General features: G+C 56.0%; 23 protein-coding genes and 2 pseudogenes. 20 read left to right on the forward strand and 5 right to left on the reverse strand.

Annotated elements, in window-relative coordinates; translation table 11 throughout:
• Window positions 1-736: 736 nt before the first annotated feature.
• The 14 genes and pseudogenes from ASG35_RS19700 (at window position 737) to ASG35_RS19760 (ending at window position 15930) form a co-directional block, all read left to right on the forward strand.
• Window positions 737-1582, forward strand: a complete 846-nt coding sequence (locus tag ASG35_RS19700) for an amino acid ABC transporter permease (protein ID WP_235527653.1) — start codon at window positions 737-739, stop codon at window positions 1580-1582.
• 12 nt (window positions 1583-1594) lie between these two features.
• Window positions 1595-2359: an amino acid ABC transporter ATP-binding protein gene (locus ASG35_RS19705; protein WP_056361376.1), complete on the forward strand. Its 765-nt coding sequence runs from the start codon at window positions 1595-1597 to the stop codon at window positions 2357-2359.
• A 48-nt stretch (window positions 2360-2407) separates the two neighbouring features.
• Window positions 2408-3244 (forward strand): ABC transporter substrate-binding protein, encoded by an 837-nt coding sequence (locus ASG35_RS19710; protein ID WP_056361379.1) that lies wholly within the window; start codon window positions 2408-2410, stop codon window positions 3242-3244.
• A gap of 51 nt (window positions 3245-3295) precedes the next feature.
• Entirely contained in the window at window positions 3296-4618 is a 1323-nt protein-coding gene (locus ASG35_RS19715) for an MFS transporter (protein WP_056361382.1), read from the forward strand.
• A 3-nt stretch (window positions 4619-4621) separates the two neighbouring features.
• Complete coding sequence (locus ASG35_RS19720; protein WP_056361387.1) at window positions 4622-5863, forward strand: Zn-dependent hydrolase; 1242 nt, start codon at window positions 4622-4624, stop codon at window positions 5861-5863.
• Window positions 5864-5950: 87 nt separating this feature from the next.
• Window positions 5951-7429 carry an aldehyde dehydrogenase family protein gene (locus ASG35_RS19725; protein ID WP_056361389.1) on the forward strand — a complete coding sequence of 493 codons (1479 nt, stop codon included), beginning with the start codon at window positions 5951-5953 and terminating at the stop codon, window positions 7427-7429.
• 100 nt (window positions 7430-7529) lie between these two features.
• Window positions 7530-8915, forward strand: a complete 1386-nt coding sequence (locus ASG35_RS19730) for an aspartate aminotransferase family protein (RefSeq protein ID WP_056361393.1) — start codon at window positions 7530-7532, stop codon at window positions 8913-8915.
• Between the two features lie 255 nt (window positions 8916-9170).
• Window positions 9171-10325: a porin gene (locus tag ASG35_RS19735; protein ID WP_056361397.1), complete on the forward strand. Its 1155-nt coding sequence runs from the start codon at window positions 9171-9173 to the stop codon at window positions 10323-10325.
• 93 nt (window positions 10326-10418) lie between these two features.
• A complete protein-coding gene (locus ASG35_RS19740) occupies window positions 10419-11675 on the forward strand; it encodes a M20/M25/M40 family metallo-hydrolase (protein ID WP_056361400.1) in 1257 nt (418 codons plus the stop codon).
• 108 nt (window positions 11676-11783) lie between these two features.
• Window positions 11784-12803: a LacI family DNA-binding transcriptional regulator gene (locus ASG35_RS19745; protein ID WP_056361403.1), complete on the forward strand. Its 1020-nt coding sequence runs from the start codon at window positions 11784-11786 to the stop codon at window positions 12801-12803.
• A gap of 197 nt (window positions 12804-13000) precedes the next feature.
• A pseudogene (locus ASG35_RS32215) lies at window positions 13001-14011 on the forward strand (UvrD-helicase domain-containing protein); the annotation flags it as partial.
• A 263-nt stretch (window positions 14012-14274) separates the two neighbouring features.
• A complete protein-coding gene (locus ASG35_RS32220; RefSeq protein WP_235527627.1) occupies window positions 14275-14706 on the forward strand; it encodes a 3'-5' exonuclease in 432 nt (143 codons plus the stop codon).
• A 47-nt stretch (window positions 14707-14753) separates the two neighbouring features.
• Window positions 14754-15194, forward strand: coding sequence for a hypothetical protein (locus ASG35_RS19755; RefSeq protein ID WP_056361407.1), 441 nt, complete (start codon window positions 14754-14756; stop codon window positions 15192-15194).
• Between the two features lie 88 nt (window positions 15195-15282).
• Window positions 15283-15930 (forward strand): hypothetical protein, encoded by a 648-nt coding sequence (locus tag ASG35_RS19760; protein ID WP_156393273.1) that lies wholly within the window; start codon window positions 15283-15285, stop codon window positions 15928-15930.
• Between the two features lie 453 nt (window positions 15931-16383).
• Here the strand turns inward: ASG35_RS19760 and ASG35_RS19765 are convergent, their stop codons facing one another.
• From ASG35_RS19765 to ASG35_RS19780, 4 genes are all read right to left on the reverse strand, one after another.
• Window positions 16384-16704, reverse strand: a complete 321-nt coding sequence (locus ASG35_RS19765; RefSeq protein WP_056362130.1) for a DUF4148 domain-containing protein — start codon at window positions 16702-16704, stop codon at window positions 16384-16386.
• Window positions 16705-16958: 254 nt separating this feature from the next.
• Window positions 16959-17141 carry a CsbD family protein gene (locus ASG35_RS19770; RefSeq protein WP_056361412.1) on the reverse strand — a complete coding sequence of 61 codons (183 nt, stop codon included), beginning with the start codon at window positions 17139-17141 and terminating at the stop codon, window positions 16959-16961.
• Window positions 17142-17304: 163 nt separating this feature from the next.
• Window positions 17305-17520 (reverse strand): hypothetical protein, encoded by a 216-nt coding sequence (locus ASG35_RS19775; protein ID WP_056361416.1) that lies wholly within the window; start codon window positions 17518-17520, stop codon window positions 17305-17307.
• A gap of 99 nt (window positions 17521-17619) precedes the next feature.
• On the reverse strand, window positions 17620-18093 hold the full coding sequence (locus ASG35_RS19780) for a bactofilin family protein (RefSeq protein WP_056361419.1): 474 nt from the start codon (window positions 18091-18093) through the stop codon (window positions 17620-17622).
• A 740-nt stretch (window positions 18094-18833) separates the two neighbouring features.
• On the opposite strand from ASG35_RS19780, the gene ASG35_RS19785 reads away from it, so the two are divergent.
• The 6 genes and pseudogenes from ASG35_RS19785 (at window position 18834) to ASG35_RS19805 (ending at window position 25082) form a co-directional block, all read left to right on the forward strand.
• Complete coding sequence (locus ASG35_RS19785; protein ID WP_056361429.1) at window positions 18834-19382, forward strand: hypothetical protein; 549 nt, start codon at window positions 18834-18836, stop codon at window positions 19380-19382.
• On the forward strand, window positions 19370-21691 hold the full coding sequence (locus ASG35_RS19790; RefSeq protein ID WP_056361430.1) for a nuclease SbcCD subunit C: 2322 nt from the start codon (window positions 19370-19372) through the stop codon (window positions 21689-21691). Before ASG35_RS19785 ends, ASG35_RS19790 begins: the two co-directional genes overlap by 13 nt.
• Before the next feature lie 71 nt (window positions 21692-21762).
• A complete protein-coding gene (locus ASG35_RS31515) occupies window positions 21763-21933 on the forward strand; it encodes a hypothetical protein (RefSeq protein WP_156393274.1) in 171 nt (56 codons plus the stop codon).
• 320 nt (window positions 21934-22253) lie between these two features.
• Entirely contained in the window at window positions 22254-22805 is a 552-nt protein-coding gene (locus ASG35_RS19795) for a phospholipase D family nuclease (protein WP_056362133.1), read from the forward strand.
• Between the two features lie 82 nt (window positions 22806-22887).
• On the forward strand, window positions 22888-23103 hold the full coding sequence (locus tag ASG35_RS19800) for a hypothetical protein (protein WP_056361432.1): 216 nt from the start codon (window positions 22888-22890) through the stop codon (window positions 23101-23103).
• A 280-nt stretch (window positions 23104-23383) separates the two neighbouring features.
• Window positions 23384-25082: pseudogene (locus ASG35_RS19805) on the forward strand (phage integrase family protein).
• A gap of 7 nt (window positions 25083-25089) precedes the next feature.
• Here the strand turns inward: ASG35_RS19805 and ASG35_RS19810 are convergent.
• Window positions 25090-25398, reverse strand: coding sequence for a hypothetical protein (locus ASG35_RS19810; protein ID WP_235527628.1), 309 nt, complete (start codon window positions 25396-25398; stop codon window positions 25090-25092).
• Between the last annotated feature and the right edge of the window lie 39 nt (window positions 25399-25437).

Here is a 25437-nt window from a genome sequence, read left to right on the forward strand (position 1 = left end):
CGAACCAAATAATTCACCTTTTAACTGCACACCGCTGCTAGGTATCGTGATCGTGTTCGTCGCGATCGAACGCACAGTTTTGGGAAACATGATGGCGTAGGGGTAATTTACTGGAAGTCGGTCGGCTGGGCACTGTCGAAGTCTTCGCGCTCTTATTGAGAGCGGCATGTTCCGCGTGGCTGTATCGTCAGCTATTCTGCGCGATTCTCCAAGCGACGTGACCGAGTGCGGTTCGGAACCTACAGGAGGAAGTGAGTTGCTCTTGGTCGTCGGCTTTGAACCACACATACAGCGGACTTCGTCTGTAGGAGAGAGAAGGCAGAAGATCACGCAGTGCTTAGCTTTTGATATCGCGTTGACCGAGCCATGCCGAGCCTCAGGCAAAATTTCTAGCGTCAGCACGTTGCGTTGAGGCCGTAACATGATGCACAAAGCCCACAGTGTGTCTGCCGCTCAATAATCGAAGTCATACCTCTACCTCTTAGCTGGTAGGCAGCGGGGCCACATCCAAGGCTGCAGCGTTATCTGTAGCCCCTAGACGGTCTGCGCCAATTTTTTGGTGCGCCTCTGGTTTTCCCTAACCGCCTATTTTTTCGTTGACAGCAATTTTCGAGTTCCGTAAAGTCCAAAGGTAAATCGATTTACCGAGCAGTTTTTGACATTTTTAATGCTGCCAGAAACCTTTTAAAGCGAGTCCGCGATGTTTGGAACAATCATGGAAAAACGGCAAACAGTTATGCCGGTTGGCTTATCAGACGAATCGCAATATCAGCATGTGCCCCGACGTTATTACGGGCGCATCGTTTCGTCCGTGGTCGTCTCGGCACTCCTTGCCTGGTTGGCAGCAGCATTTGCGCACGGCCAAGTCGAATGGTCCTATGTTGGCCGGTTTTTCACCGCGCGGACCATCACGACCGGATTAGTGAACACCATTGTCATGACTGCTTTGGCAATGAGCTTAGGAATACTGATTGGTGTGCTAGTAGCGATTGCCCGGCTTTCACCGAATCCCGTATTACGGACTGTCGCGTCCGGGTATGTTTGGTTTTTTCGCGGCACGCCAGTTCTCTTGCAATTGCTGCTTTGGTTCAACCTCGGACTCATATTCCCAACGCTCGGAATACCGGGGCTATTCCAGGTGCCAACAGTTGACATCATGACGCCCTTTCTGGCGGCCCTATTAGGATTGGGCATTAACCAGGGCGCCTATACGTCCGAAGTAGTGCGGGCTGGTCTCCTCTCGGTTGACCCCGGTCAATACGAGGCTGCGAAGGCCATCGGAATGCCACGTCTGCAGGCGCTGCGCCGAATCATTCTCCCTCAAGCCATGCGAGTTATCGTGCCGCCAATTGGTAACGAACTCATTGGGATGGTCAAACTTACGTCTTTGGCAAGCGTCGTGCAGTACGCGGAAATGGTGCATAGCGCTGAAAACATCTACTACGCAAATCAACGAGTCATCGAATTGCTGATTGTGGCCGGCATTTGGTATCTCGTGGTGGTGACAATCCTCTCGGCTGTCCAAGCGCGTATCGAGCGTCGCTTCGCTCGCGGAGCCGGACGCGCCCCGGCCAAACAGTAAACGGGAGAAATTATGTCGTCCATTATTAAAGCAGTTGATATTCATAAGTCGTTCGGGAGTACTGAGGTGCTCAAGGGTATCGACTTGGAGATGGCCGAAGGCGAAGTCCTTTGTATCATTGGTCCTTCAGGGTCCGGAAAGAGCACCTTTCTACGGTGTATCAATCAACTCGAAACCATAAACAACGGTGCGTTGTGGGTTTGCGGCGAACTCCTGGGTTACCGACGGGTCGAGCGCAAGCTCTATCAACTTTCAGAGAAGCAGGTGGCCCGTCAACGCCTCACGACAGGGATGGTCTTTCAGCGCTTCAATCTCTTCCCACATAAGACGGTCCTCGAAAATGTCGTCGAGGGTCCGGTACAAGTATTAAAGCGCGATAAAAGCAGCGCCACCCGCGAAGCACGGGACCTTCTGGAGCGCGTTGGACTTGCACAAAAATGTGATGCCTTTCCCGTCGAGCTTTCGGGAGGGCAGCAGCAACGCGTGGCGATAGCTCGTGCGTTGGCAATGCAGCCGAAATTGATGTTATTCGATGAACCGACGTCGGCGCTCGACCCAGAGCTGGTGGGAGAGGTTCTCACCGTTATGCGTGACCTCGCTAAGACGGGGATGACGATGATTGTCGTTACACACGAGCTTGGATTCGCTCGCGAGGTCGCTAGTCGCGTTCTCTTTATGGACCAAGGTCGGGTTATCGAAAGTGGGCCGCCCGACCAGGTGCTATCTCACCCGCAGCACCCGCGCACGCAAGAGTTTATTTCGGCGGTTATTGCTTAGCAGCGACTGCCCAGAGCCAAGACTGAAGCTAACTAAGCATGGAGTTTTATGATGCATAAGCATGTCTTTCGAGCCCTTGCTGTGGCTGCGTTTACTTGTCTATTAGCAGGCCCAGGTAGCGCAACGGCACAAACCACAAAGTCGGCTGGCGGGACGCTAGTCGTAGGGACTGCACCCAAATATCCCCCGTTTGAGAGCAAAGACCCCGAAACAGGCAATACGGTCGGTTTTGACGTAGACATTATTGAGGCGGTGGCCGCGAAGATGGGCTCGAAGGTCGAATGGCAGGATACCAATTTTGACCAACTGCTCAGCTCCATCACGACAAAAAGACTAGATTTGATTGTTGGCGGCATGGCGGACACGCAGGAACGGCAAGCCAGCGTAAGTTTTCTTGACTATCTGCGGCTTGACTCCATCTTTTACACGCTGAAGACGCAAGCATCGAAGTTTCCGAGCATGGATGCGTTGTGCGGAAAGAGAGTTGGTACCGCGCGAAGGACAATCTGGCCAGATGCAATCGCGGCTTGGAGCGAGGAGCACTGCGTTAAGCAAGGCAAACCTGCCGTCGTGGTGGTCGGCACCGACGGCTCCCCTGACACCCGTCTACAGCTTAACCAGAGCCGCATCGATGCTGCAGTTCAGGGTGCACCAACTCTCCCATATCAAAATAAGCTGGAGGGCAATAAGTACGTCCAGGTAGGTACGCCCTTTCTGCCTCAGTTGATGGGTATGGGATTCAGAAAGAATGACGCCGAGTTCGGGACGAAGCTGAAGACAGCCTTCAACGCAATCATTGCCGACGGAACCTACAAAAAGATACTGACCAAGTGGGGGCTGGAGGGCAGCGCTGTCGACGCCGCACGTATCAACGGCAAGCAATAGCCGAGGCCGTTTTAAAGTAGCAATTTTTTCGTGATCCGATAAGGAGTACTTATGGATAGGGCGACTGCGAGGAAGCAATCGACGCGCGCAGCTGCGGCTGCGTTTATCGGGACGATGATTGAATGGTACGACTTTTACCTCTACGCGACCGCTTCAGCGTTGGTGTTCGCAGAGCTTTACTTTCCATCTCACGATGTTTTCATAAGCACCATGGCGTCATTCGCAACGTTCGCTGTCGGATTCTTCGCTCGCCCTATCGGCGCAATATTGTTCGGGCACATGGGGGACCGAATTGGGCGAAAGAGTGCCTTGATGACGACGCTTATCCTCATGGGCTTGGCAACCATCGGTATCGGTTTACTCCCCAGTTACGGGAAATGGGGATTGGCGGCGCCTTTGGCGCTTGTCCTGTTGCGCATCTTGCAAGGCATCTCAGCGGGCGGAGAGTGGGGAGGAGCGGTTCTTATGGCTGGCGAGCACGCGCCTACTGGTCGACGTGTGTTTTATGCGTCATTCGCTCAACTTGGAAGCCCCGTCGCTCTCATTTTGTCGCTCGTGGCTTTCCGGCTGGTCATCTCGATGCCGCACGATGACTTTATCCGGTACGGCTGGCGCTTGCCCTTCCTGGTTAGCATCGTCCTGCTCATTGTCGGTGTGCTGATACGGAAAGGTGTCGATGAATCCCCTGAGTTTGAGGAGGAGAAAAACGCGGGCAGTTTGCCTAAGATACCAATTGCAGAGGCATTCCGGGGCTCAAGCAAGTTGATAGCGTTGTGCATTGGTGCAAATACGCTGGGAATCGCATGCTCGTATTTTACGAATACCTTCATGATTACCTATGCGACGCTAACCCTCGGCGTCCATAAGACAATTATTCTTGACTGCCTCTTCGCCGTTGCTATCGTCCAGGCCTTAGTTCAGCCGGTTGCAGCCTGGATTTCAGAAATGGTCGGCGCTACTCGCTTCCTCCTCCTAGCTTCGTTCTTGGCTGTGCTTTCGCCTTATCCAATGTTTGTACTCGTCAGCAGCGGACGACCGAGTCTCATGTTCCTTGGGATATCCATCGCTGTCGTTTGTATGGCGAGCTTTTACTCTGTCATCGCAGGGTTCGTCAGCAGGGTCTTCCCGATAAGGGTGCGTTACACGGCCATTTCCATCTCGTATCAGGTTTGCGGCGCTGTTGCGGGTGGTTTAACTCCGCTCGCCGGTACATGGCTTGCACATGAGGCCGGCGGCAGATGGTGGCCCCTTGCTGTCTTCTACAGCGCACTGGCCGCGACGTCTTTCGTCTGCGTGTGGGCACTCGGCAAACATAAGCATCAGAGAGCGGATGCAACGGACCGCTCCTTTTCCGACATGTACAAAGGATTGTGAACCATGAAAATCAACGATGAACGCTTGTGGGACAGTTTGATGAAGATGGCCGAGGTTGGCGCTACCCCATTGGGCGGCGTTTGCCGGCTTGCACTCACGGACGAGGAACGTCGTGGCCGCGACCTGTTTATCACTTGGTGTCGTGATGCTGGATTGACCGTTCGCATTGATGAAATTGGAAATATTTTCGCCCGGCGTGACGGACGTGATTTGACTGCCAAGGCCGTCCTTGTCGGCAGCCACTTAGACACTCAGCCGAAAGGTGGACGTTTCGATGGAGCGTATGGCGTATTAGCAGCCCTTGAGTTGATACGGACCCTCAACGACGCAAGCGCCGTGACCGATAAGCCCATTGAAATTGTGTCGTGGACCAACGAAGAGGGAGCGAGGTTCACGCCTTCAATGGTTGGTTCGGCAGTCTTCGCCGGAGCAATCGAATTGGGCAAAGCATATGGATTAAAAGATAGCGATGGCGTTTCCATCGAAGGCGCGCTCACCCTTTGTGACTACAAGGGCTCGGGCGCACTAACCAAAGACGATGTGGACTCGTATTTCGAAGCTCATATCGAACAGGGTCCAATCCTTGAGCGTAACGGCACAGAAATCGGCGTCGTCTCAGGCGGCCAAGCGGTGCGTTGGCTCGACATCAACGTGTCGGGCTTCGCTTCGCATGCAGGAACGACGCCGATGGAAGCCCGCAAAGACGCGATGTTTGCAACCGCAGAGATGGCCTCTTCGCTTGAAAGCATCGCGAAACGATTTGGTCTAAAAGGTCTGGCAACAATCGGTGAAATCTCCATAGCAAACGCGTCCCGAAACACCATCGCGGGGCAGCTCTATTTCAGCGTCGATATCCGTCACCCTGAACCCGCGAAAATTGACGAGATGGAGGAGGCCGTGCGGCAGGCGTTCGAGGCGATAGCTAATTCTCGAGGCGTTATCGTCAAAATCGATACCTATCTGTCGATTCCGGTTACTACGTTTGACCCCGTCTGTGTCGAACTCGTCCGGAAGGCAGCGGCGGACCTCGGCTATTCGCACGAGCCGATTACAAGCGGCGCAGGGCATGACGCCATAAACCTGAGTCGCTGTGTTCCGTCCACCATGGTTTTCATACCGTGCGTTGACGGTTTGTCCCATAACGAAGCCGAGGAAGCGCTGCCGAACGATGTCAGCGCAGGAGCGAACGTACTGCTTCACGCAGTCGCTTCAAGGGCGGGCTATCAAAACCAGGCGGGTGCTTAAGTGAAACGACAGCCTTCAGTCGATATAGGCGTTTAGCTAGTCCACGACGCTGTCGAGTTGCATCGTTACCAGTTTAAGGAGTTTGAAATGAATCAGTTCGACCCAAATACTATCAAAATTCCGCGTGGACACTTCATCGGAGGTGAACTGGTTGATGAGGGGGACGAGCGAATTGACGTCGCTCGTCCATCTGACGGCGTTGTGTATGCGTCCCTTCCCATCGCAAATGCTGCGATGGTCGACCGAGCCGTCGAGAATGCGTGGCAGGCATATCAAACGAGCGATTGGGCGCGTATCTCGCCACGAGAGCGCGCAGCAGTCCTACGGCGATTTGCTGACCTCATTGTTAGCGACGTGGAGGGTCTGGCGCCCCTGGAGTCGCTCGGGTCGACGCGTCCGATACGCGATTCCACCGCGTGGGACATCCCCTTCACTGCCGAAGGTTTTCGCTTTTACGCAGAGTTTGCGGACAAGGTCGGCGGAGAGGTTATTGCAACGGACCAAGACCATCTGGGGATGACGATTGCCGAGCCGTACGGTGTGGTTGGAGCAATCGCCCCGTGGAATTTCCCGCTAGTCATGGCGTCTTGGAAGCTTGCTCCGGCATTGGCTGCAGGTAACGCAGTGGTGTTAAAGCCGTCGGAGATGACGCCATTTTCCGCGATTCGGCTGGCGGAGCTCGCTGTGCAGGCAGGCGTTCCAAAGGGCATCTTCAACGTTATCCAGGGCGATGGTCGTACTACAGGCGACGCGCTGGTGCGGCATCCGAAGGTAGCGAAAGTGACGTTCACCGGCTCTACAAGGACCGGTGCGGCAATCATGTCTGCGTGCGCCGAATCGGGAACGAAGCCGGTCACGTTGGAGCTTGGCGGAAAAAGTCCTCAAATCGTATTCGCCGATGCACCCCGACTCGATGACGTTGCGCGTCGGATTGCGGGTGCAATCTCGGCGAACGCTGGACAAGTCTGTGTTGCGGGGTCGCGACTTATCGTGGAGCGTTCTATCGCCGAGTCTCTTGCCGACCGAATTGCTTCACATTTTGCGCTACTGAAAGCCGGCAACACCTGGTCGTCAGAAACGACACTCGCCCCCATCATCTCTGAACCACAAATCGCGCGTATCGAATCGATTGTCGACCGGACGAAAGCGTCGGGTGCATCGGTTCAATGCGGCGGCCTCCGTGTGTCAAATCAAGGTGCTGGTACGTTTTTTATGCCGACCCTGCTAACTAACGTAACGCCCGCTTCGGAAGCGGTGACAGATGAAATTTTCGGACCCGTTCTGACGCTACAGGTGTTCGATAAAGACGAGGAAGCCCTGTCACTAGCGCAGCACCCGGACTACGGTCTGGCAGCGGGGGTGCACACGGCAGACATTGGTCGAGCACTTCGGTTCGTGCGCCGGTTGGAGGCGGGAACCGTGTGGGTGAATCGCTACGGACGTACATCCGACTTCATGATTCCCACAGGCGGTTACAAACGTTCCGGTATCGGAAAGGACCTTGGACGACAGGCGTACGAGGCAAACCTTCGGTTCAAGAGCGTGTTGATAGATATGCGTCAGTGAAGCGCGGGCAACCACTATCCCATCCCCGGGTAAGCACGGGGCAGAGCATTGGTTGAAGCGTTGACACATTTGCTGAAACCGCATTCGAAGACAATCTGAAATGAACGAAATTAACGCATTACTTAGCACGGACCGCAGTCACTTTATGCACCCCTCGACGCATGCGCACGACCATGCGAGCGGAGCCCTTCCGGGACGCATTATCACGGGCGCGGATGGCATCCGGATTCGCGACCATGAAGGACGTGAATTCATTGATGGTTTTGCCGGTCTTTACTGTGTCAACGTTGGGTATGGGCGCGCTGAAATCGCAGAGGCGATTTACGAGCAGGCGAAGAAGCTCGCTTACTACCATACATATGTAGGTCACTCGACCGACACCATCATTGCGCTGTCGGAAAGGGTAATCGAGTGGTCTCCACCCGGCATGAAAAAAGTGTACTACGGCATGTCCGGGTCCGACGCCAATGAAACGCAAGTGAAGCTCGTCTGGTACTACAACAATGTGCTGGGTCTCCCAAAGAAAAAGAAAATTATCTCGCGTGAGCGTGGCTATCACGGTTCGGGTCTGATGACGGGTAGCCTGACAGGCCTGCCTAGTTTCCATGAGCATTTCGACTTGCCGTTTGACCGCGTCAAGCACACCGTATGTCCGCACTGGTATCGCCAAGCGCCCGCTGGGATGGGTGAGGAGCAGTTCGTCAGCTACTGCGTGGACCAACTTGAGCGTCTCATTGCCGCAGAGGGCGCGGAGACCATCGCAGCATTTATCGGCGAGCCGGTAATGGGCACCGGGGGCATCATTGTTCCGCCCAACGGCTACTGGCCGGCAATTCAGTCCGTACTCAAAAAGCACGACATCTTGCTCATTGCCGATGAAGTTGTGTGTGGATTTGGACGGCTTGGCTCCCCGATGGGGTCGCAGCATTTCGATATCAAGCCGGACCTCATTACCGTCGCCAAAGGTTTGACGAGTGCCTATGCGCCCTTGTCGGGGGTCATTGTTAGCGAGGGCGTCTGGGACGTTCTTGAGCGCGGCTCCATCGAAAATGGGGCATTGGGTCATGGCTGGACGTACTCCGGCCACCCGCTATGCGCGGCTGCCGCGCTCGCAAACCTAAACATCCTTGAGCGCGAAAACCTGACACTGAACGCAGCGGATGTCGGCGCTTATCTGCAACAGCAGCTACGTGCGACGTTCTCTGGCCATCCGATGGTTGGCGAGGTCAGAGGCACCGGCTTGCTCGCAGCGATTGAGTTTATGGCGCAGCCGGTCGAACGCATTGCGTTCGACCCATCTATCAAGGTCGGACCCAAAGTTGCGGCGGCATTGTTTAAGCGCGGTGTCATCGCTCGCGCAATGCCACATGCAGACATCCTCGGATTTGCCCCACCGCTCATCCTCACGAAAGAGGACGTCGATACGATTGTGGCGCACACGCTTGGCGCGGTGAACGAAGTCGCGGACGAGGTGTTGGCGAAATAACGCGGTGCGTTTGACGGAAGCGATTTGAGGGGTGGTGCGTAAAACGTTCAACACGACCATGTGCAACGATCTCTCCTCGAGCGCTAGGGAATAAAAGGGGAACGCGCACGTGCTACGCCGGTCTCTTCGACGTTGCATAGGGTACATGCGCATGAACCTCTATGCACCCCAAATCTCTAAATTCATTCAATTAGTACAACAAATAAAAATGCGTTTCTTAGTTAGATAGTTTTTTCGACAACATTGGAGAATGTCATGAAAATAGTCTGTATCGCAGTGTCAGCTTGCGTCGGCATAGTAGGGTCGGCTCACGCTCAAAGCAATGTCACCCTGTACGGAATCGTTGACGCTGGATTCCTATATAGCAACAATAGTGGCGGCCAAAAGCTCTACGAGACAAGCGGCGGTAACATCCAGGGAAGTCGGTGGGGCCTTAAAGGAAGCGAGGACCTCGGCGGTGGACTGTCAGCAATTTTCGACTTGCAGAACGGTTTTAATGCTTTCACCGGGCGTCTTGGACAAGGCGGCGATGAGTTTGGGCGAACGGCATATGTCGGGTTGTCGTCTGCACGATACGGAGCTGTTACGTTTGGTCGCCAATATGACTCCGTAGTGGACTATGTTGGGCCATTCATGGCCGCCGACCAGTGGATGTCGTTCTACGGAGCCCACCCAGGCGACCTGGACAACATGAACAACACTAACCGGGTCAACAATTCCGTTAAATACGCAAATACCATTTTCAGCGGCCTCTCATTCGGCGGCCTTTACAGTTTAGGCGGCGTAGCGGGCCAGTTCAATCGGAACCAGATTTTTTCGCTTGGGGGTAAGTATGCTCAGGGACCGGTTTCTTTTGCCGCCTCTTATCTTAACGTCAAAGACCCGAATTATTCGTTCTTTGGCAACAACGCGGCCTCCAATACCGCCACATCGAACATGACTGGAAGTCGGGTTTATTCCGGCTACGCCTCGGCGAAGACGCAGCAAGTTATCGCTGCTGCGGCAGCTTACAACTTCGGTGCCGCCACTGTTGGCGCTACGTATAGCAACACGCAATTCAAGGACATCGGCACGGAGGTAGGTTTGCCGCGTGTTGGCGCTGGCGGCGCAGCTAAATTTCATAACGCCGAAGCTAACTTCAAGTACCAGTTGTCCCCGGCCCTCGTTCTTGGCGTCGCGTACGACTACACCAAGGGCTATGGCGTGAACGACGCCAAGTATCACCAAGGCATGTTGGGTGCGGACTACTTCCTGTCAAAGAGAACCGACCTGTACCTGAATGGTGTGTTCCAGCACGCGTCTGGGCGTGATTCGAGTGGAACAACGGCGGTGGCCAATATCGCCGGCCTGTCCGCTTCGTCCACGTCCAACCAAACTGCCGTGATTGCTGGCATCCGTCACAAGTTTTAAGCGGGTAATAAGCACCTGATTCCGAGTGAGCACCTTTCGTTTGACGCTACCCCGGTTCAGTGGTATTTTCAAGTAAATCGTTTTACTTCAGCCATGACTAAATCAGAAATGCTTGCGGCTATCGATGCCGACCGAGATGCCCACGTCGCGTTTTTGCAGGAGTTTATTCGCACTCCATCTCCGAATCCGCCAGGAGATACGCGTGACGTTGCGGATGTTGTTGCGGGGTATTTGAAACAGAAAGGTGCTGATTCCTCAATTGTCGCGCCCAATCCCGACATGCCGAACGTCGTCAGTGAATTTAAGGGCGGAAGCGACGGCCGTCGCCTCGTGCTCAATGGCCATATGGACGTGTTTCCGGTAGGGGCAGGTGAGGGTTGGACAAAGGACCCATGGTCAGGAGAGGTCGACGGTGGAAAGGTGCACGGTCGCGGCGCAAGTGACATGAAGTCTGGCACAGCAGCTTCCATCATTGCGTTCACGTATCTTCATCGGTTTCGCGATTTGCTCAAGGGCAGCGTTGGTCTGACAGCGGTATCGGACGAAGAGACCGGCGGCAAGTGGGGTAGTCGCTGGCTGCTTGAGAACGACACGCGCTGGCATGGGGACTGCATGCTGAATGCAGAACCTGGCGGTATCGGCACCATACGTTTTGCCGAGAAAGGCACCCTTCGATTGACGTTTGTTGTTCGTACCGAAGGCGCTCACGGCGCTTACGTGCACAAGACCGAAAGTGCTAGCCGCATCGCCGCCGAGGTCATCTCGAAACTCGGCGCAATTGAGTCCGTCGTGCCGAACTTGCCCATCGACTTGGCCGCATATTTACAGCGCAAGGACGTTCAGGCTGCGGCAGATGGTGCGATGGGTGCAGGTGCCGGCCTGATTCTCGCGCGTCCCACCCTCAACATTGGAACTATCCATGGTGGCTTGAAGGTGAACATGATTCCGAGCTCATGCACATTCGAAGCGGATATCCGGCTGCCAATTGGTTTGGATGCGGACCGTGCGATGGCATTTATCCGCGAAATTCTTAAAGGGTATCCACAAGTCGAAGTATCGGTTCAAGAGGCCGCCAGTAATCCGTCGAATTCATGTGCGCACGACCATCCGATGGTGGGCATCCTTGCCGACAACGCATTTACAATAACCGGAAATAAACCGCTGGCAATCCCTTCGTTGGGTGCCACAGACTGCAAGTTCTGGCGTTACCACAAGGTTCCTGCCTACATCTTCGGCCCGTCCCCGAGTGGCATGGCCGCACCTAACGAAGCCGTGTCTATTGATGAGTTCATGACGGTCATCAAGACGCACGCCCTGTCGGCGTGGGACTACTTGGGAGGGGGGCGATAAGGCGTTGGGGACGTTATGTTCTTTCCGCGTTCTCGCTCAACCAGCTTATGATTGCGGTTTCTGGTTACGAAGGTCCACCGGCGCCTTCTCGAAGCGAGGATTTGAAGTATGGCCGCGAAGCGCGTCACCATCTCAGATGTTGCAAAAGCAACGGGCGTCTCGGCCGGTGCGATTTCGCGCATTCTTAACAATGACCCCAGTCTGAATGTGCGCGAGGAAACCAAGACCCACGTCCGGGAGATGATAACGAAGCTCGGTTATTCTCCGAACCCGCAGGCAAGAGGGCTTCGCATGTCTCGCTCCGGCACCATCGCCATGATTGTGCCGGAAATAAACAGTCCGGCATTCCCTGCCATTATTCTCGGTGCGCAAACAGCCGCTCGAGAGTTAAGCTACTCCATGCTTCTCGGCGGAATCGGCGCGGAGGGCGAAGACCCTACACTTGCCGCAAGAATTCTGGAACGCAATCGAGTCGATGGGTTCCTTGTATCAACAGGGTTCCGGGAAAAAGAGCAGTTTGCCGCTGTAAAGAAGCTGAGCGCACCAGTTGTGCTGGTCAACCGATATGTCGATGATTCGGTGCCTCACGTCATCTTAGACGACGAGGACGGCGTGCGGGCCATGATTGTATATTTATTCAACCTTGGGCACAGGCGGATTGCGTTTTTAGGCGGGACTCTTCGATTTCTTGGAAGCAGACGCCTTAATGGGTACAAGCTCGCGCTGAAAGAACTTGGTTTGCCATTTGATAACAGTCTCGTCATCGATGCCGGTTACGACCGGGAAGGTGGTGAAAAAGCCGCAAGCCAACTTCTACAATTGCGACGACGTCCGACCGCTTTATTTTCAACAAATCAGTTGGTCGCTGCGGGCGCAATGCACGAGGCACACCGGCGCGGATTCAAGGTTCCAAATGACGTGTCCGTGGCAAGCCTCTACGACGGTGCGGTCGCAGAGCTGCTAAATCCAACAGTCACTTCAGTATCCTATCCTCTGGACCGACTGGGCTACGAGGCGGTATCTCTGCTCGTTGCTTTGGTGAATGGACGCTCACCCGGTGAAGCCAGCATAACGATTCGGCACGAGAAAATTATAGAACGACAGTCAACTGGCCCCGCGCCCGAATAACCGAGGCCGAGTTCGTCCCTGCTTAGTAGTATCAAGAGAGGCTTCGACCTCTGCGCATCAGCCAACCCAAAAATCAACGCGCTGTGACCGCCCCCATTGTCTGAGCGGCGGCATAGGGGTCGATCACGGTCAATCATTGCTCGCGTGGAGATCAGCACTCTAGGCACATAGCCAGACCCTCAAGATGCAAACCTCTTATGTATCAACCGCGGTTTAAGAACGAGATACCCTATTATTTAGGTTTCCTACTAAAAAGTGTTAATTCTATTTATGTCAATTTGTTAACGAATCAATCTGGTGGTTCGCGTATTCGCGCAGTCGTGCTCCACACGAAGGATGCCGCACTCGAGTTACGTGAGCGCATCCTGGCCACCGCCGGCAAGGCCGTCAAGAAACGTTTGATTGCCGGAACCTTCCACTCGCTTGCATACAAGCAGTTACAGCGGCCTGGCAGCCGGCCGCTCGATATCGCATCCGACGGCGACCGACTTGGATCGCTCATCCGCGTGATGCAAGAGATAGGGCGGGAAGGAAAGGCAGAAGACGTCATTCCAACGATCGAAAAGATCAAGACGAACTTCGGCGAATTCGATCCGCAAAGTGAAGACGGGCAACTGTACGCGGCCTACCAAGACGCGTTGGCTAGAAACGGCAAGATCGATTTCCAAGACATGCTGCGCTTGGCGGTCGAGGGCATGGAAAACGGCACGATCCTCCCGTATCCCTTCACCTTTCTCCTCGTTGACGAGTTTCAGGATACCGACCCGCTGCAGTATCGCTGGATCGAGCTGCATGCAAAGGCAGGCTCGATCGTGACGGTCGTCGGCGACGACGATCAAAGCATCTATGCATTTTGCGAAGCGCTGGGCTACCGGGGCATGGAAGCGTTCATTAAGCAGTTCGATGCTAAGCCGGTGGTGCTTGGCAGTAACTATTGGTGTCGCTCCGAGATCTTGGCGGCCGCCGACCGCGTCATACGCAACAACGTCGATCGCATCGCGAAGGTGTTGCGCGCGGAGAAGGGCATGGGTGGCCGCGTGACGGCTTCGCGGCACGCCGACGAATACGACGAGGCCGTCGCTGCGGTCGAGACACTGGCACCACTTCTTGCCGCGAAACAGTCGTGCGCCATTCTCGCTCGCACGAACCGCATTCTCGATCCGCTCGAAGCGGTTTGTCGTTCGCATGGCGTGAAGTACTACCGTGCGTCGGGGTCTTCTGTGCTGAGTCGGCCAGAAGGTGCGCTCATGTGCAATTTGCTGGAAATTGTCGAGCGGGTCAAAGAAACCGGGCTGGACTCGGTGCTGGCTCACCTTGGCCTTCGCGCCGAGCAATTGCGTGAGCTCCACGCAAACATGGGCGCTGAGCTGCAGCAGCGCGGCAGGGCTGATCTGGTCGAGTTGGGCTTGCCGGAAGACGTGGCCACGAACTATCGCGAGTTCATGAAGCGGCTCGCAGAGTGGCGTGGCTTGTGCGATCGAAAGTTCTACTCGTTGACGCTTTCCGGGGTCAGCGAGTGGATGTTGAAGTACGCGAAAAAAGAGCAGGCAATCCGCGCAATTCAATCGACGTACGACGTGCTCTCAAGGCTCTCTGGAACGTTCACCGAACGGCTGCTGTTATGCGTCAGGAGAACAACCACCCCACACCCGGCGCACTAATTCTCACGACGATGCATAGCGCGAAAGGCTTGGAATGGGACCACGTGTGGATTGCGCGCGCGGAAGAAACAATCGCGCCCGATGCCAAATCAACTGAGCCCGAGGAGCGTCGGTTGTTTTACGTCGCGATGACGCGTGCACGTGAGTCGCTGATGATTTCGGGTACGGCCAAGAACTTCGCGTCCAGGTTCGTGACCGAAGCACAAATCGAGGCGCCAGCTGAGCCGGCGCTTGCCGCATAGCAAGGGCATTCGAGCAGCGAAGTGCTACACAAAAACACGGGAAAAAAATGAAACAGAAACTAATTTTTGGGCAGAAGGCAATCGGCGCAGCGCTTGTCGTGGTGGCCGGGGCAACCGTGATTAGCTCCGCAATCGCTTTCACGTCCTTTGCCTCGAGTTCGGCCGCCACACTGGCAATTGTTGGCGAGGCGGCCAACTCCTCCCAAGATATGCGCACGTTGCAGATAGTTCAACGGTTGACGGGCGATGAGCGGGAAGCTGTTCTCGCGCAGTACGGTTTTCAATCTCTCGCCGAGTTGAACCAAAAGCTCGAAAAGCGGCGCATAACATTCCAGCAGCAAAGAGAGAACGTCGTACGCGCTCAATCCGCATCGCAGTCGTCGTTAATATTCTTTGTAGCGGCCCTCATCGCTTTGTCGTTCTTGTCGGCGAGGGCCGCTACCCTCTTATTTAAGAATGCAAACACGCGACGTGCGGTCCCCACGTAAACGGCGGAAATGCGCGACAAATCGATTTAAAAATTTCGAGTCAATCGACTCGATCTCGATACCGTAATTGTGGATACAAGGCTACCTGATGAAAAAAAGTTTCTTAATCGCGCTTTCCGTTTGCTACGCGTCGCTTGCCTGCGCGCAGACCTTGCCTTTACAGGACACAACGATATCCGTGACGGGGACGCCCAAAATCGCACCTGCGGACGGGCAAAGCATCCAGGTTGTGAACACCAAGGGAACCGTGACCCAAGTTAAGGTGTCTGCTGGTGATTCGTGCTCAACCACTGGCCTCCTGACGGAAGGTGCGGCCGGGAACGCTTTGCTCACCTGCGCCAGTGGTAGGTGCCGTGACTTCAGGAATCTGGATCAAGCCGCCATTCAAATGACAATCGATGGGCCCGACGAAGGTACGGTTTCCAGACATATCCAGTACGCGTTCGTTGCCCGGGTTGGGATCCCGACCCTCCACACAACCGAGGAAGCCGTAGTTAGGGCATTTCGCTTGCAATCGGGGTTTGTCCAGCCGACCGAGACTGCCAACAGCCTTTATGTGGATACGAATGTATTAACTTTTAATCCGGATAACAGCGCCCACTTGCTCATCAAGCTCACGTCGGTGGACGCTGGTCATGACTGGACGCAACGGGTTGATGTGACGGTGCCGGTTGGCGTCAAAACAACGATTGCGAAAGATGCGCTAGGTGCTGAATACGCCGTTCGGGTGACCTAACAAGCATCGTAAGGCGCAATGGAAAAAGGCCCGGACGATGCCGGGCCTTCAAACCAAGGTGGGAACCCCCGTTACCGCATTGGTGGTATTTCTCTCGTAACTGACCTGTTGCCTCTGCGTATTGGATTTATCGTCGGGCGTTTGTTGTCGGACAGCCAGTACATAGTAATTGGCGCGGAATGGGTGCTATGTGGGTTACCCCACACTGCGTTTACTTTTCGTTACAGGTGTTGCTAAATGTGTACGGAACGCTGGCAAGCACTTCAACGTTTAGTCAGCGTGCTCCTACAGCAGGGCCGAAACCGAGGCGCGGCATAAAAAACGCCCAGGCACTCGCGCTGGGCAATCCACCGGCGTCTAAGCCAATGGGGAGGTCCTAAAAAAGCAAAATGGCTGCTGTCGGTTTCGACAGCAGCCATTTTTTTGCAGTCAAAGCCGAAATGCGGGGTCGCCTTAGTGGGCGCGGTAGACGGGGTCGACCTCGGTAGCACCTGTATGTGCAGGCGCGTGGTAGCTACCTGAAGCTGAGGTGCCGTCAGCAACACCACCATAGCTCGATTGGCCGTTCTGCGCGCTAACCTTGGCTTCAGCCGCCTGAATTTGCGCCGGATAGGTTGTGTGATCGCCCGTGCCCGGGTTGTAGCCTGCGTTTTCCAATTGAACCAGCTCCGACTTCACTTGAGCGCGCGTAACCGGCGCTTGGCTGGATTGAGCGAACGACGACACAGCAGGGATTGCGAGCGCTGCGGCTACGATGATGGATGAGAGTTTCATGATATTTACCTCCGGATCTTGTTTTTCGCGCAAACACCCGTTTGCGTTATAGTGATTCGAGTGTAGGTAAACGCTCGCTTAAGATTAACCGCGAAAATGACAAAGGATTATTGCCGTTTACGTGTTAACCCTTATATCTCTGCCGGTCGTATCGCGAGGCATAAGGATCAGCTAGAGAGTGCGACTTTGCGCAGCGCAGAATAAAAAACGCCGGGAAGCCCGGCGTTTTTTTACGAGCAAACATCCGCTTACGGCTAGCGCTTCTGCGCATCCTTTACGTCTTCCTTCAGATTGCCATATTGTTTCTGCGCCTCGCCGGCACCCTGCTGTAGCTGGCCTTTCGCCTTCTGGCTTGGATCGTCCGTGGCGTTGCCCACAGCCTCGTTGACCTTGCCCTTCACCTTTTCTGCTGTTCCTTTCACTTGGTCCTTATTCATAGCAAACCTCCGATTTGGTTATGCGCCTGAATTTGGCAGCGAGGAGAATGATGCAAAAAGCGATCCCGACGAAGCAGATACGCTAGACAAAAGAAAGCCCGCTCAGGTGGCGGGCACAATCCATATCAGTGGAGACATGGAGGAGACGGGGTAAGTATAAACCCTACTCCTCCAAGTGCAAGGCTTTTTCCAGCAGGTCGGCCAAAAACGTTTCGGGCAGGACGAACGGACTGCGGTGGGCGATTTTGTAGGGCATCGCATGGCGGTTAATAAATCGCCCGTCAGCAAGCATGCAAAAACACACATCCGCGAACGCCGCTTCCTGCGCTGCGGCTTCCCAGGTCTCGCATCGGTAGTCGGTGTCGGGTTTTGTAGTCATTGTGATTGCGACCAGGTGTGAGAGGCCGCGATCCACGGCACATCTTTCAGGCGGATCGTCGCCGACGCGGGCTTACTGGTCCGTTCGACAAGGCACGGTTCAGAACGCTGCGGTGCGGTGGAGCTCAGTCACATTCGAATCGGCTTTTTCTGCGGCGCCGACGATAGGGGCAGTTGGAGACGGTGCTGCGGCCTCTTCTTGTTGCAACGCCGAGTTGCTTCCTGGAGCCGCATTGATCGTCAACATTCGAGTAACGCGCTTGAGCGTGCCGTTAAGCGACGCGTTGGGCCCCAAGCGAATCGTGCCGCTATACAGGATGTCGCCAGATACGTGACCGTTGACCTCGAGCGAATCGCGGGCGTGGACATTGCCGTCGACGCGCCGGTCGATGCGTACGTGCTCGCCTTGCGTGCTGCCCTTGACCAAGCCGCCTTCGCCGATATGCAGCAACCCGCGCGTCGAGATCACGCTGCCCGCGCACAAGCCAAAGCAACTGACGCCATGATCGACAATCATGTCGCCGTTGATTGCACAGCCGGGGGAGATAAGGGTGATGCTAAGTTCTTTTTTCATGTTCAAGCTCCCTAGAACATCTGTACTTCGTTCGATCTTGTCCGGGCCGCCGGAGCGGATGGCGTAACAGCGCGCGGTGACGTAGTCGGCTCAGCGACGCTTTCCTGTTCCACTCGCGGCTTCGAGATCCGATGACGGGCCGGATGCGTCTGTTTCGTTGCGGGTACGGCGGGTGTTGTGCTGACAACTGGAGTCGCCTCGCTCGCCGCAACGGGCGCGACGCTAACCGCTTGCTGAGGCACTTGTTGCACGACGACAGGATCCGCTGGCTTTGCTACTGCAGCAGGAGCGGGTGAAACCATCGGCGCGGCCGAGTTCATCGTTGTACTGGGGATAGACGTTGGGGCGACAGTGGGTGCGCTGCTGGTGCGCGAAGTGCTGCGGTGGATGGGGGAGAGCGCGGCGCGCTCAGACTCGGCTGTCAATTGTGCGGGTGTCGAAACGATTGAATCTCCGGACGCAACCGTCCAGATCGTTTCATCACCGGCCTCGTGGCTCAAGGATGATCTTTTTGCAGCGTGAGCTGCCAATCCAGTGAGAGAGGCCATTACGGCTCTCTCACTTGTGAACACGAGCCGTGTTCCGATAGCCCGCGAGGTTATCGAAACAAGGTTTCACCGCGTCCTGGCCGCATCGATGTAAGCAACACCCTTTCTCAGCAGTTTCAATTTTCTTCACCCTGGCGGGGAGCGATCCCTAACGGGCGCACTCCGTCATTTCTTTCTTAACGGAGTGCAATCATGTTTGGCCTTTATCCTGCCGGATCCGATTGGATTCGTACCTTTGCGTCCGAGCATCGTCCGGCGCGCGAGATTCAAAAGTTGTTAGTCGACCACGCCGGTTTCACCGCGGCGATTTTTCATCAGCCGTTCGGCGACCACCGCGGCGCTGTCATTGCGCAGTCCGGAAAAGTGCTTGTGATGTCTGCAACTGCCCCTGGCATTTGCAACATCGCCGTGACGCCAACGGTAGAGCTGCAGCACCTTCTCTGGTCGTATCGTGAAGGCTACGCAACCCAGTGGTCCGCGATGGAGATTCGCACCCTGACCGGTCACCCGGGCTGGGATGAGCTTCTGATTAGCGCCCGACGCGAGTTTGCGAAGGTCTGCGATTTGGTGAGCGCCTCAATCGATGGCACGTTGAGCGCGCCTCGCTTGCCCGAACCTGTTGCCGCACCTGCCGTTGGGACCGTTCACGACGCGTTTCCGGACGATGACAACGACGGGTTCTATGCGCAATGGGTTGAGATGTCGCAACAAGCATCGGAGATGCCGCCATGCGCCCACTGAAACTCACGTTGGAAGGGTTTTACGGTGTGCGAGATGGTATGCATCGCGACAGCCTCACGCTTGATCTGGAAAGCTTGCCGGAAGGCCTGATTGCGTTGACCGGACCCAATGGGGCCGGGAAAACGACGATCATGGACAACCTGCATCCGTATCCGATCATGCCGTCGCACGCCTCGAAGATGTCGGTCGATGCGTTCTCGTATTGGGACCATATCTGCGCACCCACTGCGCTCAAGGAACTCGAATGGGAACACGATGGCATCCGCTATCGATCCTCGTTTTCGTTTCGAAAGCCCTGGAAGACTGGCAAGGCCGAGTACTACCTGGCTTATCGGTCGATGGACGGCACGTGGCACCCGGTGTCCTTACCGGATGGCACCGTCTCGGACGGCAAAGCGGATACCTACAACCGCTGCGTCGAAGCGATCAATGGCTCACTCGACACGTTCTTCACAAGTGTGTTTTCGGCTCAAAACCGGCGACCGCTTGCGTCCTACGGATCAGGTGAAATCAAGACATTGCTGGCCGAATTGCTCGGGATCGAGAATCTGAAGGCGTTGTCGGCGAAAGCTGCCGACGTTGGGAAGATTTTAGGTCGTGCGCTCGACGCGACCAACGCTGAGATCTCGGCTTTGGTGCTTAAACGCGAACGCGTGTCGGATGTTCAGCGTTTGGCGGACCGCGACTTTGAAGCACTTCGATCTACCCGCGCGGAGCGTGATAAAGCGGTGGCCGTCACAACAAGCCTGACTCAGCAGCGCGCGACGCTTGCCGCCAAGCAAAGTGAGTCGGCCGCAATCGAGGCTCGCCTTCGGCAACTCGGCGTGCGGCGAGACGAGTTGAATGGAGCCCTGAAGACTCTGATTGACGACGACACGGCTGCAAGGACGCGCGCGCAACAACGTGTGTCGGCGCTGAACCGGTCGGTTGCCACCCATCAAGCGACGTTGACCCAACGAGAAGCAATTCTTGGAGCGGCAGCGCAGCGTGATGAGGCGCAACTTTTGATTGGCCGGGAGGCCGCGCGAGTCGAGCCTTTGCAAATCGAGATTGCAGCGCTGCAGGCGAAGCAGGTCCAGCACGCAGAGTTGCAGGGCAAGTTGCAGGGTCTTGAGAAGGAAGGGCCGACCAAAGCGGCTCATTTTGAAAACCTCAGGCAGCAAGCTGCGGTGGTCGACTCCGTTCCCTGTGCTGGCCACGAGATGCACACGAGATGTCCGCTGTTGTCGCAGGCACGTGAGGCGAAGGTACAGGCAGAGGTTCAGCGGATCTCGGTGGCCCAACTACGAACGACTTATTCGGAAACGAGGAAGTTGGCTGTGGAATTGGCGCCGGCGCTCGAGCAGCTTGCTGCAAAGCGCGCTGAGTTGAAGTCGCTAAACGACGCGATTGAAACGACCCGTCAGAAGCTTGAGAAGGCGACCGAACTGGCTGCGAAGAAACCGTTGCTGGAGGCTGCAATTAGTGGCCTCGAGGCGGCGCAAACGGAACTCAAGGCTTTGGCCGAAGAGGAACGGGCACGCCTGCTTCGTGTCGAGGCTGATAGGTCTCGCTTGATGGCGCAGCTCACGGAGATTACCGAGGAGGTTACGCGCCTGGGTGCAGTCGATGTGACCGCCGCGATCGCTGATATCGACCGCCAACTATTGGTCAATCGCGAAGGTGTTGTGGCGCTGGATGCCCGAATTGAAGATCTGATTCGGTCGCAAACGACGTTGCAAGCTGAATGCGAAAGGCTGAAGACGGAAGTGATCCCGTTTGTCGCGACAGAAGTCCGCGCCAATCGCCTCTCCAATGAGATTGCACATTGGAAGCTGCTGGCAAAAGGTCTGGGCAACGATGGTGTTGTTGCTCTGACGATCGACGACGCGGGGCCGGCGCTGACGCAAACCGTGAACGAGCTGCTGTTGGCGTGTTACGGCAGGCGCTTCACGGTTGAGATTCGTACGCAACGAGCGTTGGCCAGCGGTGAAATGCGCGAGGGGTTTCAAATCCTTGTGCACGACGCCGACAACGACAGCACCAAACTGGTCGAGGTGATGTCGGGTGGCCAGAAGGTATGGATTAACGAGTGTTTGACGCGAGGCATTGCGTTATACCTCGCCCAAAAAACCGGGCAGCCGTACCAAACCCTCTTTAGCGACGAATCGGACGGCCCGCTTGATCCGCAACGAAAGCTGCAGTTCATGCGTATGAAGCGTGAAGTGTTGCAACAGGGCGGGTACCAGCGGGAGTTTTTTATCTCGCAAACACCCGATCTTGTCGCGGAGGCTGACGCGATTATCGACGTCCAGGCGCTTGCAGCCTGATCAACTTTTTTAACCCTTGTGGGGAGCTTCCCTGCAAGGGGTGCTCCTCGTTTTCCTTTAGGAGCACCCGCATGCAATCCCTCGAAGGCGGCTGCAAGCTGGAGCCGTCGCTTTTAACTGAAAAGGCTTCCGTCACCGAAACACCTTGCGTACGTGAGTACCGTTTGAACGGCTCTCTCCTGCGGGACGTGATGGTGCAAGGCCAATGGCTCACGGTCGGCGTGTTGCCGTTGCTTAACTAACCGTCGACTCATCGGCGGCATAACCCCCTCTGGCGCCCACTGCGGCGCCATTTTTATTGGTGAAAATCATGGCAAATCTTTTGATGCTGCTCTTGGCTGTGTCCAGTGGTCCCTCGCATTCGCATCCGCCAAAAGCGCCGCGTCCACCCGTTGTTTCGCCGCACTCGGATGCACGCGCGGCGGTACCGCTCCGACACACGCTGGAGCGTGCACATTCATTGGACATGCAGCGACTTCGTCGCTGCTGAGACCTGCCGAAGCCCCGCGATCCATTTGGACGCGGGGCTTCGGCAATAAACCTTCCACTTCAAGGAATGTTTATGAAGAGCTTTCGTTCCTTCTGCGTTGCTATCGCGCTTGCAGCTTGTGCGGTCTTTCCGGCGTCTGCATTTGCGGGCGATGCGGATGTGCAGGTCGCCTTTTCTCCCGATGGCGGTGGCGAGGCACTTGTTCTTTCAACGATACAAAGCGCGCGGCAATCCATTCGGTTACTTGCCTATTCGTTTACGGCGGCGCCCGTGGTCCGGGCGCTTATCGCGGCCAAACGGCGTGGAGTCGATGTGGCCGTTACGGTCGACTATCGAAACAACATTCAAGAGGATCGCAGCGGCAAGGCGCGTGCTGCGCTCGGTGCACTGGTCAATGCCAGCATTCCAGTGACGGTGGTGAGCGCATACCCCGCTCAGCACAGCAAATTTCTGACCGTCGACAGCGCTGTAATTCAGACAGGTTCGTACAACTACAGTCAGCAGGCAGCTTTGTACAACTCGGAAAACGTGATGGTGCTTCGCGGTCGGCCAGACATTGTGCGCGCTTATCTTTCGAACTGGAACGATGTAACCGCACGAGGGCAGCGGTACAGCGTCCAATAACTGGCCATACACCTTTTTAACCTATTAACCCAGCGGGTTCGCAGCCCGTTTGGGGCTGCTCCGCTTTTTTCATGGAGCAACAATGGCTTACTCGTGCAGTGATTTCACAGATGACGTGCTCAACACGCTCATCGGCCTGGGCTTGGTTGATCGTGATGCGATCGCAGACAACGATCCGCAGGCGCAGGCGGAAGTCGCGCTGAAGGCGATCGTTGAGCAGGCTCGTAGGTCTGCACACGCAGATCGCATTCTTGACGGAGCGGGCAAGGATGTTCCGAGGGGACTGTCACTGCCATGACCACCGAACACTCTATTCCGCAGTGGCTTGGGCCTTACGCACGTGGTGAAAAGGCGGGTTGGTCGCAAAATCACATGGCGTACGCTGAGTAACCGTAACCTTTGATGCTGTTACATAACGATCTGAGCCTTAAGCGCGGTTCCGAGCGCAGTAGTTTTCGCATGGTGAGCTGCTATTTCGATAACAGCGGTTATCAGAACAGCGCCGTTGGCGATGCGGGATAGGCAAGGTAGCCGCCATGGCATAGTCTGTGGAACCGCTGTACGCGTCGGAGGCGAACGTGAAGCAGTCCCATCGCATCGATCAACACGGGCAAACGTATGACGCGTTTCCCGACTACGCTTCCCTCGCGGCACTGCGCGCGTGGTGTGAGGGCCTTCCGGCGCGCACGGCCGTCGAACGCTATTTGTCGCACAGGCGAGTTCAGGCGCAATCCTCTCGCGGCATGCTTGGCCGGATCGGACGCCGCTTGATCGATATCGCGGAAGCAAACGGGCGAGACGATCTTGCCGCTGTTTTCAGGGATCGGTACACGAAGCACGCACGACGGGGTATGAACGTTCACCGGGCGATCGAGGCGTTGCGTGAGTTGCAGGACCGCGAGCCGCAGATCAGCGACGATCTCGATCTGTGGTTGGCGCCGCGAGTGAGCCTGGCGTTGAGACGAATGGGTGTCAGGACGTTTGCCGAGCTGACATTGCGCGTACCTCGCCGTAATCGCTGGTGGAGTGAGATGGTGGGCATCGGCCCGGCGTCAGCACACCGTATCGAAGCGTTCTTTTTGCGTTACCCGGCATTGACCGAATCGGCGCGCCGGCTGGTGGAGCGATCGGAACGGACGCAACGCGTTATTTGGAGTGCTGTCATGGTCGCCCGCAGTCGAGATGGTTCTAGAGGGCGATATCGCGCGCCCAGGGCGAGGTGCCTGCTCAGTGTCACGACCGACCGCGAGGCGATCGAAGCATGGCTGTCCTTGCATGAAGCCGCCACAACGTCTCGGACGTATCGCAAGGAAGCCGAACGGCTCTTACTCTGGGCCAATGTTGAGCGCAAGCGAGCGCTTTCATCGTTGAACACCAGCGACGCCATTGCCTACCGAGCGTTCCTGCGCTCCCCGTGAGCCACGAGATCAATGGATCGGTCCGCGGCAAACGCGTCTGTCTGATGGATGGTGCCCGTTCTTCGGACGTTTAAGTCCCTCATCTGTTGCCTACGCATTGTCGGTGCTCTCAGCCATGTTCCGGTGGCTGGTCGAGCAACAATACGTGGTTGCCAATCCGTTCGCCGGCGTGAGCGCAGGTTCCACGCGAGCAACCGTTTCCAGAAGCGTGCGATCGCTTCATGACGATGAGTGGCAATTCGCTCGGCATGTTGCCAATGATCTGTCAACACAACATGGCTGGTCGCTCGAGGCAGCTCAACGGCTGCGCTTCATCCTTGACTTCCAGCTGGCGACCGGCCTTCGTGCGAACGAGTTGATTCACGCGCGGATCGGCGACTTGATCTTCGGGGACGCTGCGGACATCTGGCTTCGCGTGGTTGGGAAGGGTCGCCGCAGCGCACGAGTCGCTTTGCCCCCACTTGCCATGCAAGCCCTTCAAACCTATCTTCATCAGCGAGGACTGCAGGATGACCCGCGCCATCGCAGTCGGAGCCTACCGCTTGTGCCCGCACTCGGCCGCGATCATTCGGTGAGCATTTCCGGGACGCGCCTTTGCGCCGTGCTAAAGCGATTCTTCCGTCTTGTTGCCGAACAGATCCGACCGATGGATTCCGTTGGGGCTCGTAAAATCGAGCAAGCCAGCCCCCATTGGATTCGACATACTCATGCGACGCGCGCGCTCGCTCGTGGCGTGGAACTGCGCAGCGTTCGCGATAACCTTCGGCATGCATCGATCGCGACGACCTCGCGATATGTGCATGGTGACGAGCGGCTGCGCATGCAGCAAGTGAGCATCGCGTTCGCTGCCGAGGGGTGAGTTCGGCTCACTGAGATGCTTTTTTCAGGCGAGCGGTCAGCTGTTCGTTTTCTTTGGCTAAGCGAAGGTTGATCGACTGCGATTTCACCAGATCGCTTTTCAGCTGCTCGATCGCCTGGCGTGCTTCTTTGAGCTTTCGTTGAAGCACATCGGTACTGTCGGGAAGCGATTTTCTCTGGTGTCTGCTAGTCTTAACATGAAGTGCGTGCACGCGTTCAGCGATGTCTGGATATCGGTTGTGTATCGTCGAATTGCTTAACCCGGCCTCTCGCGCAACAGCCGCGATGCTAATCCGTTCACCGGTGCCGGACTGCATCCTGCCAAATTGCAATCGGCGAAGTGCGAGCTCCAGGCG

The sequence above is a fragment of the Burkholderia sp. Leaf177 genome (assembly GCF_001424345.1).
In the GTDB taxonomy this organism is placed as follows: domain Bacteria; phylum Pseudomonadota; class Gammaproteobacteria; order Burkholderiales; family Burkholderiaceae; genus Caballeronia.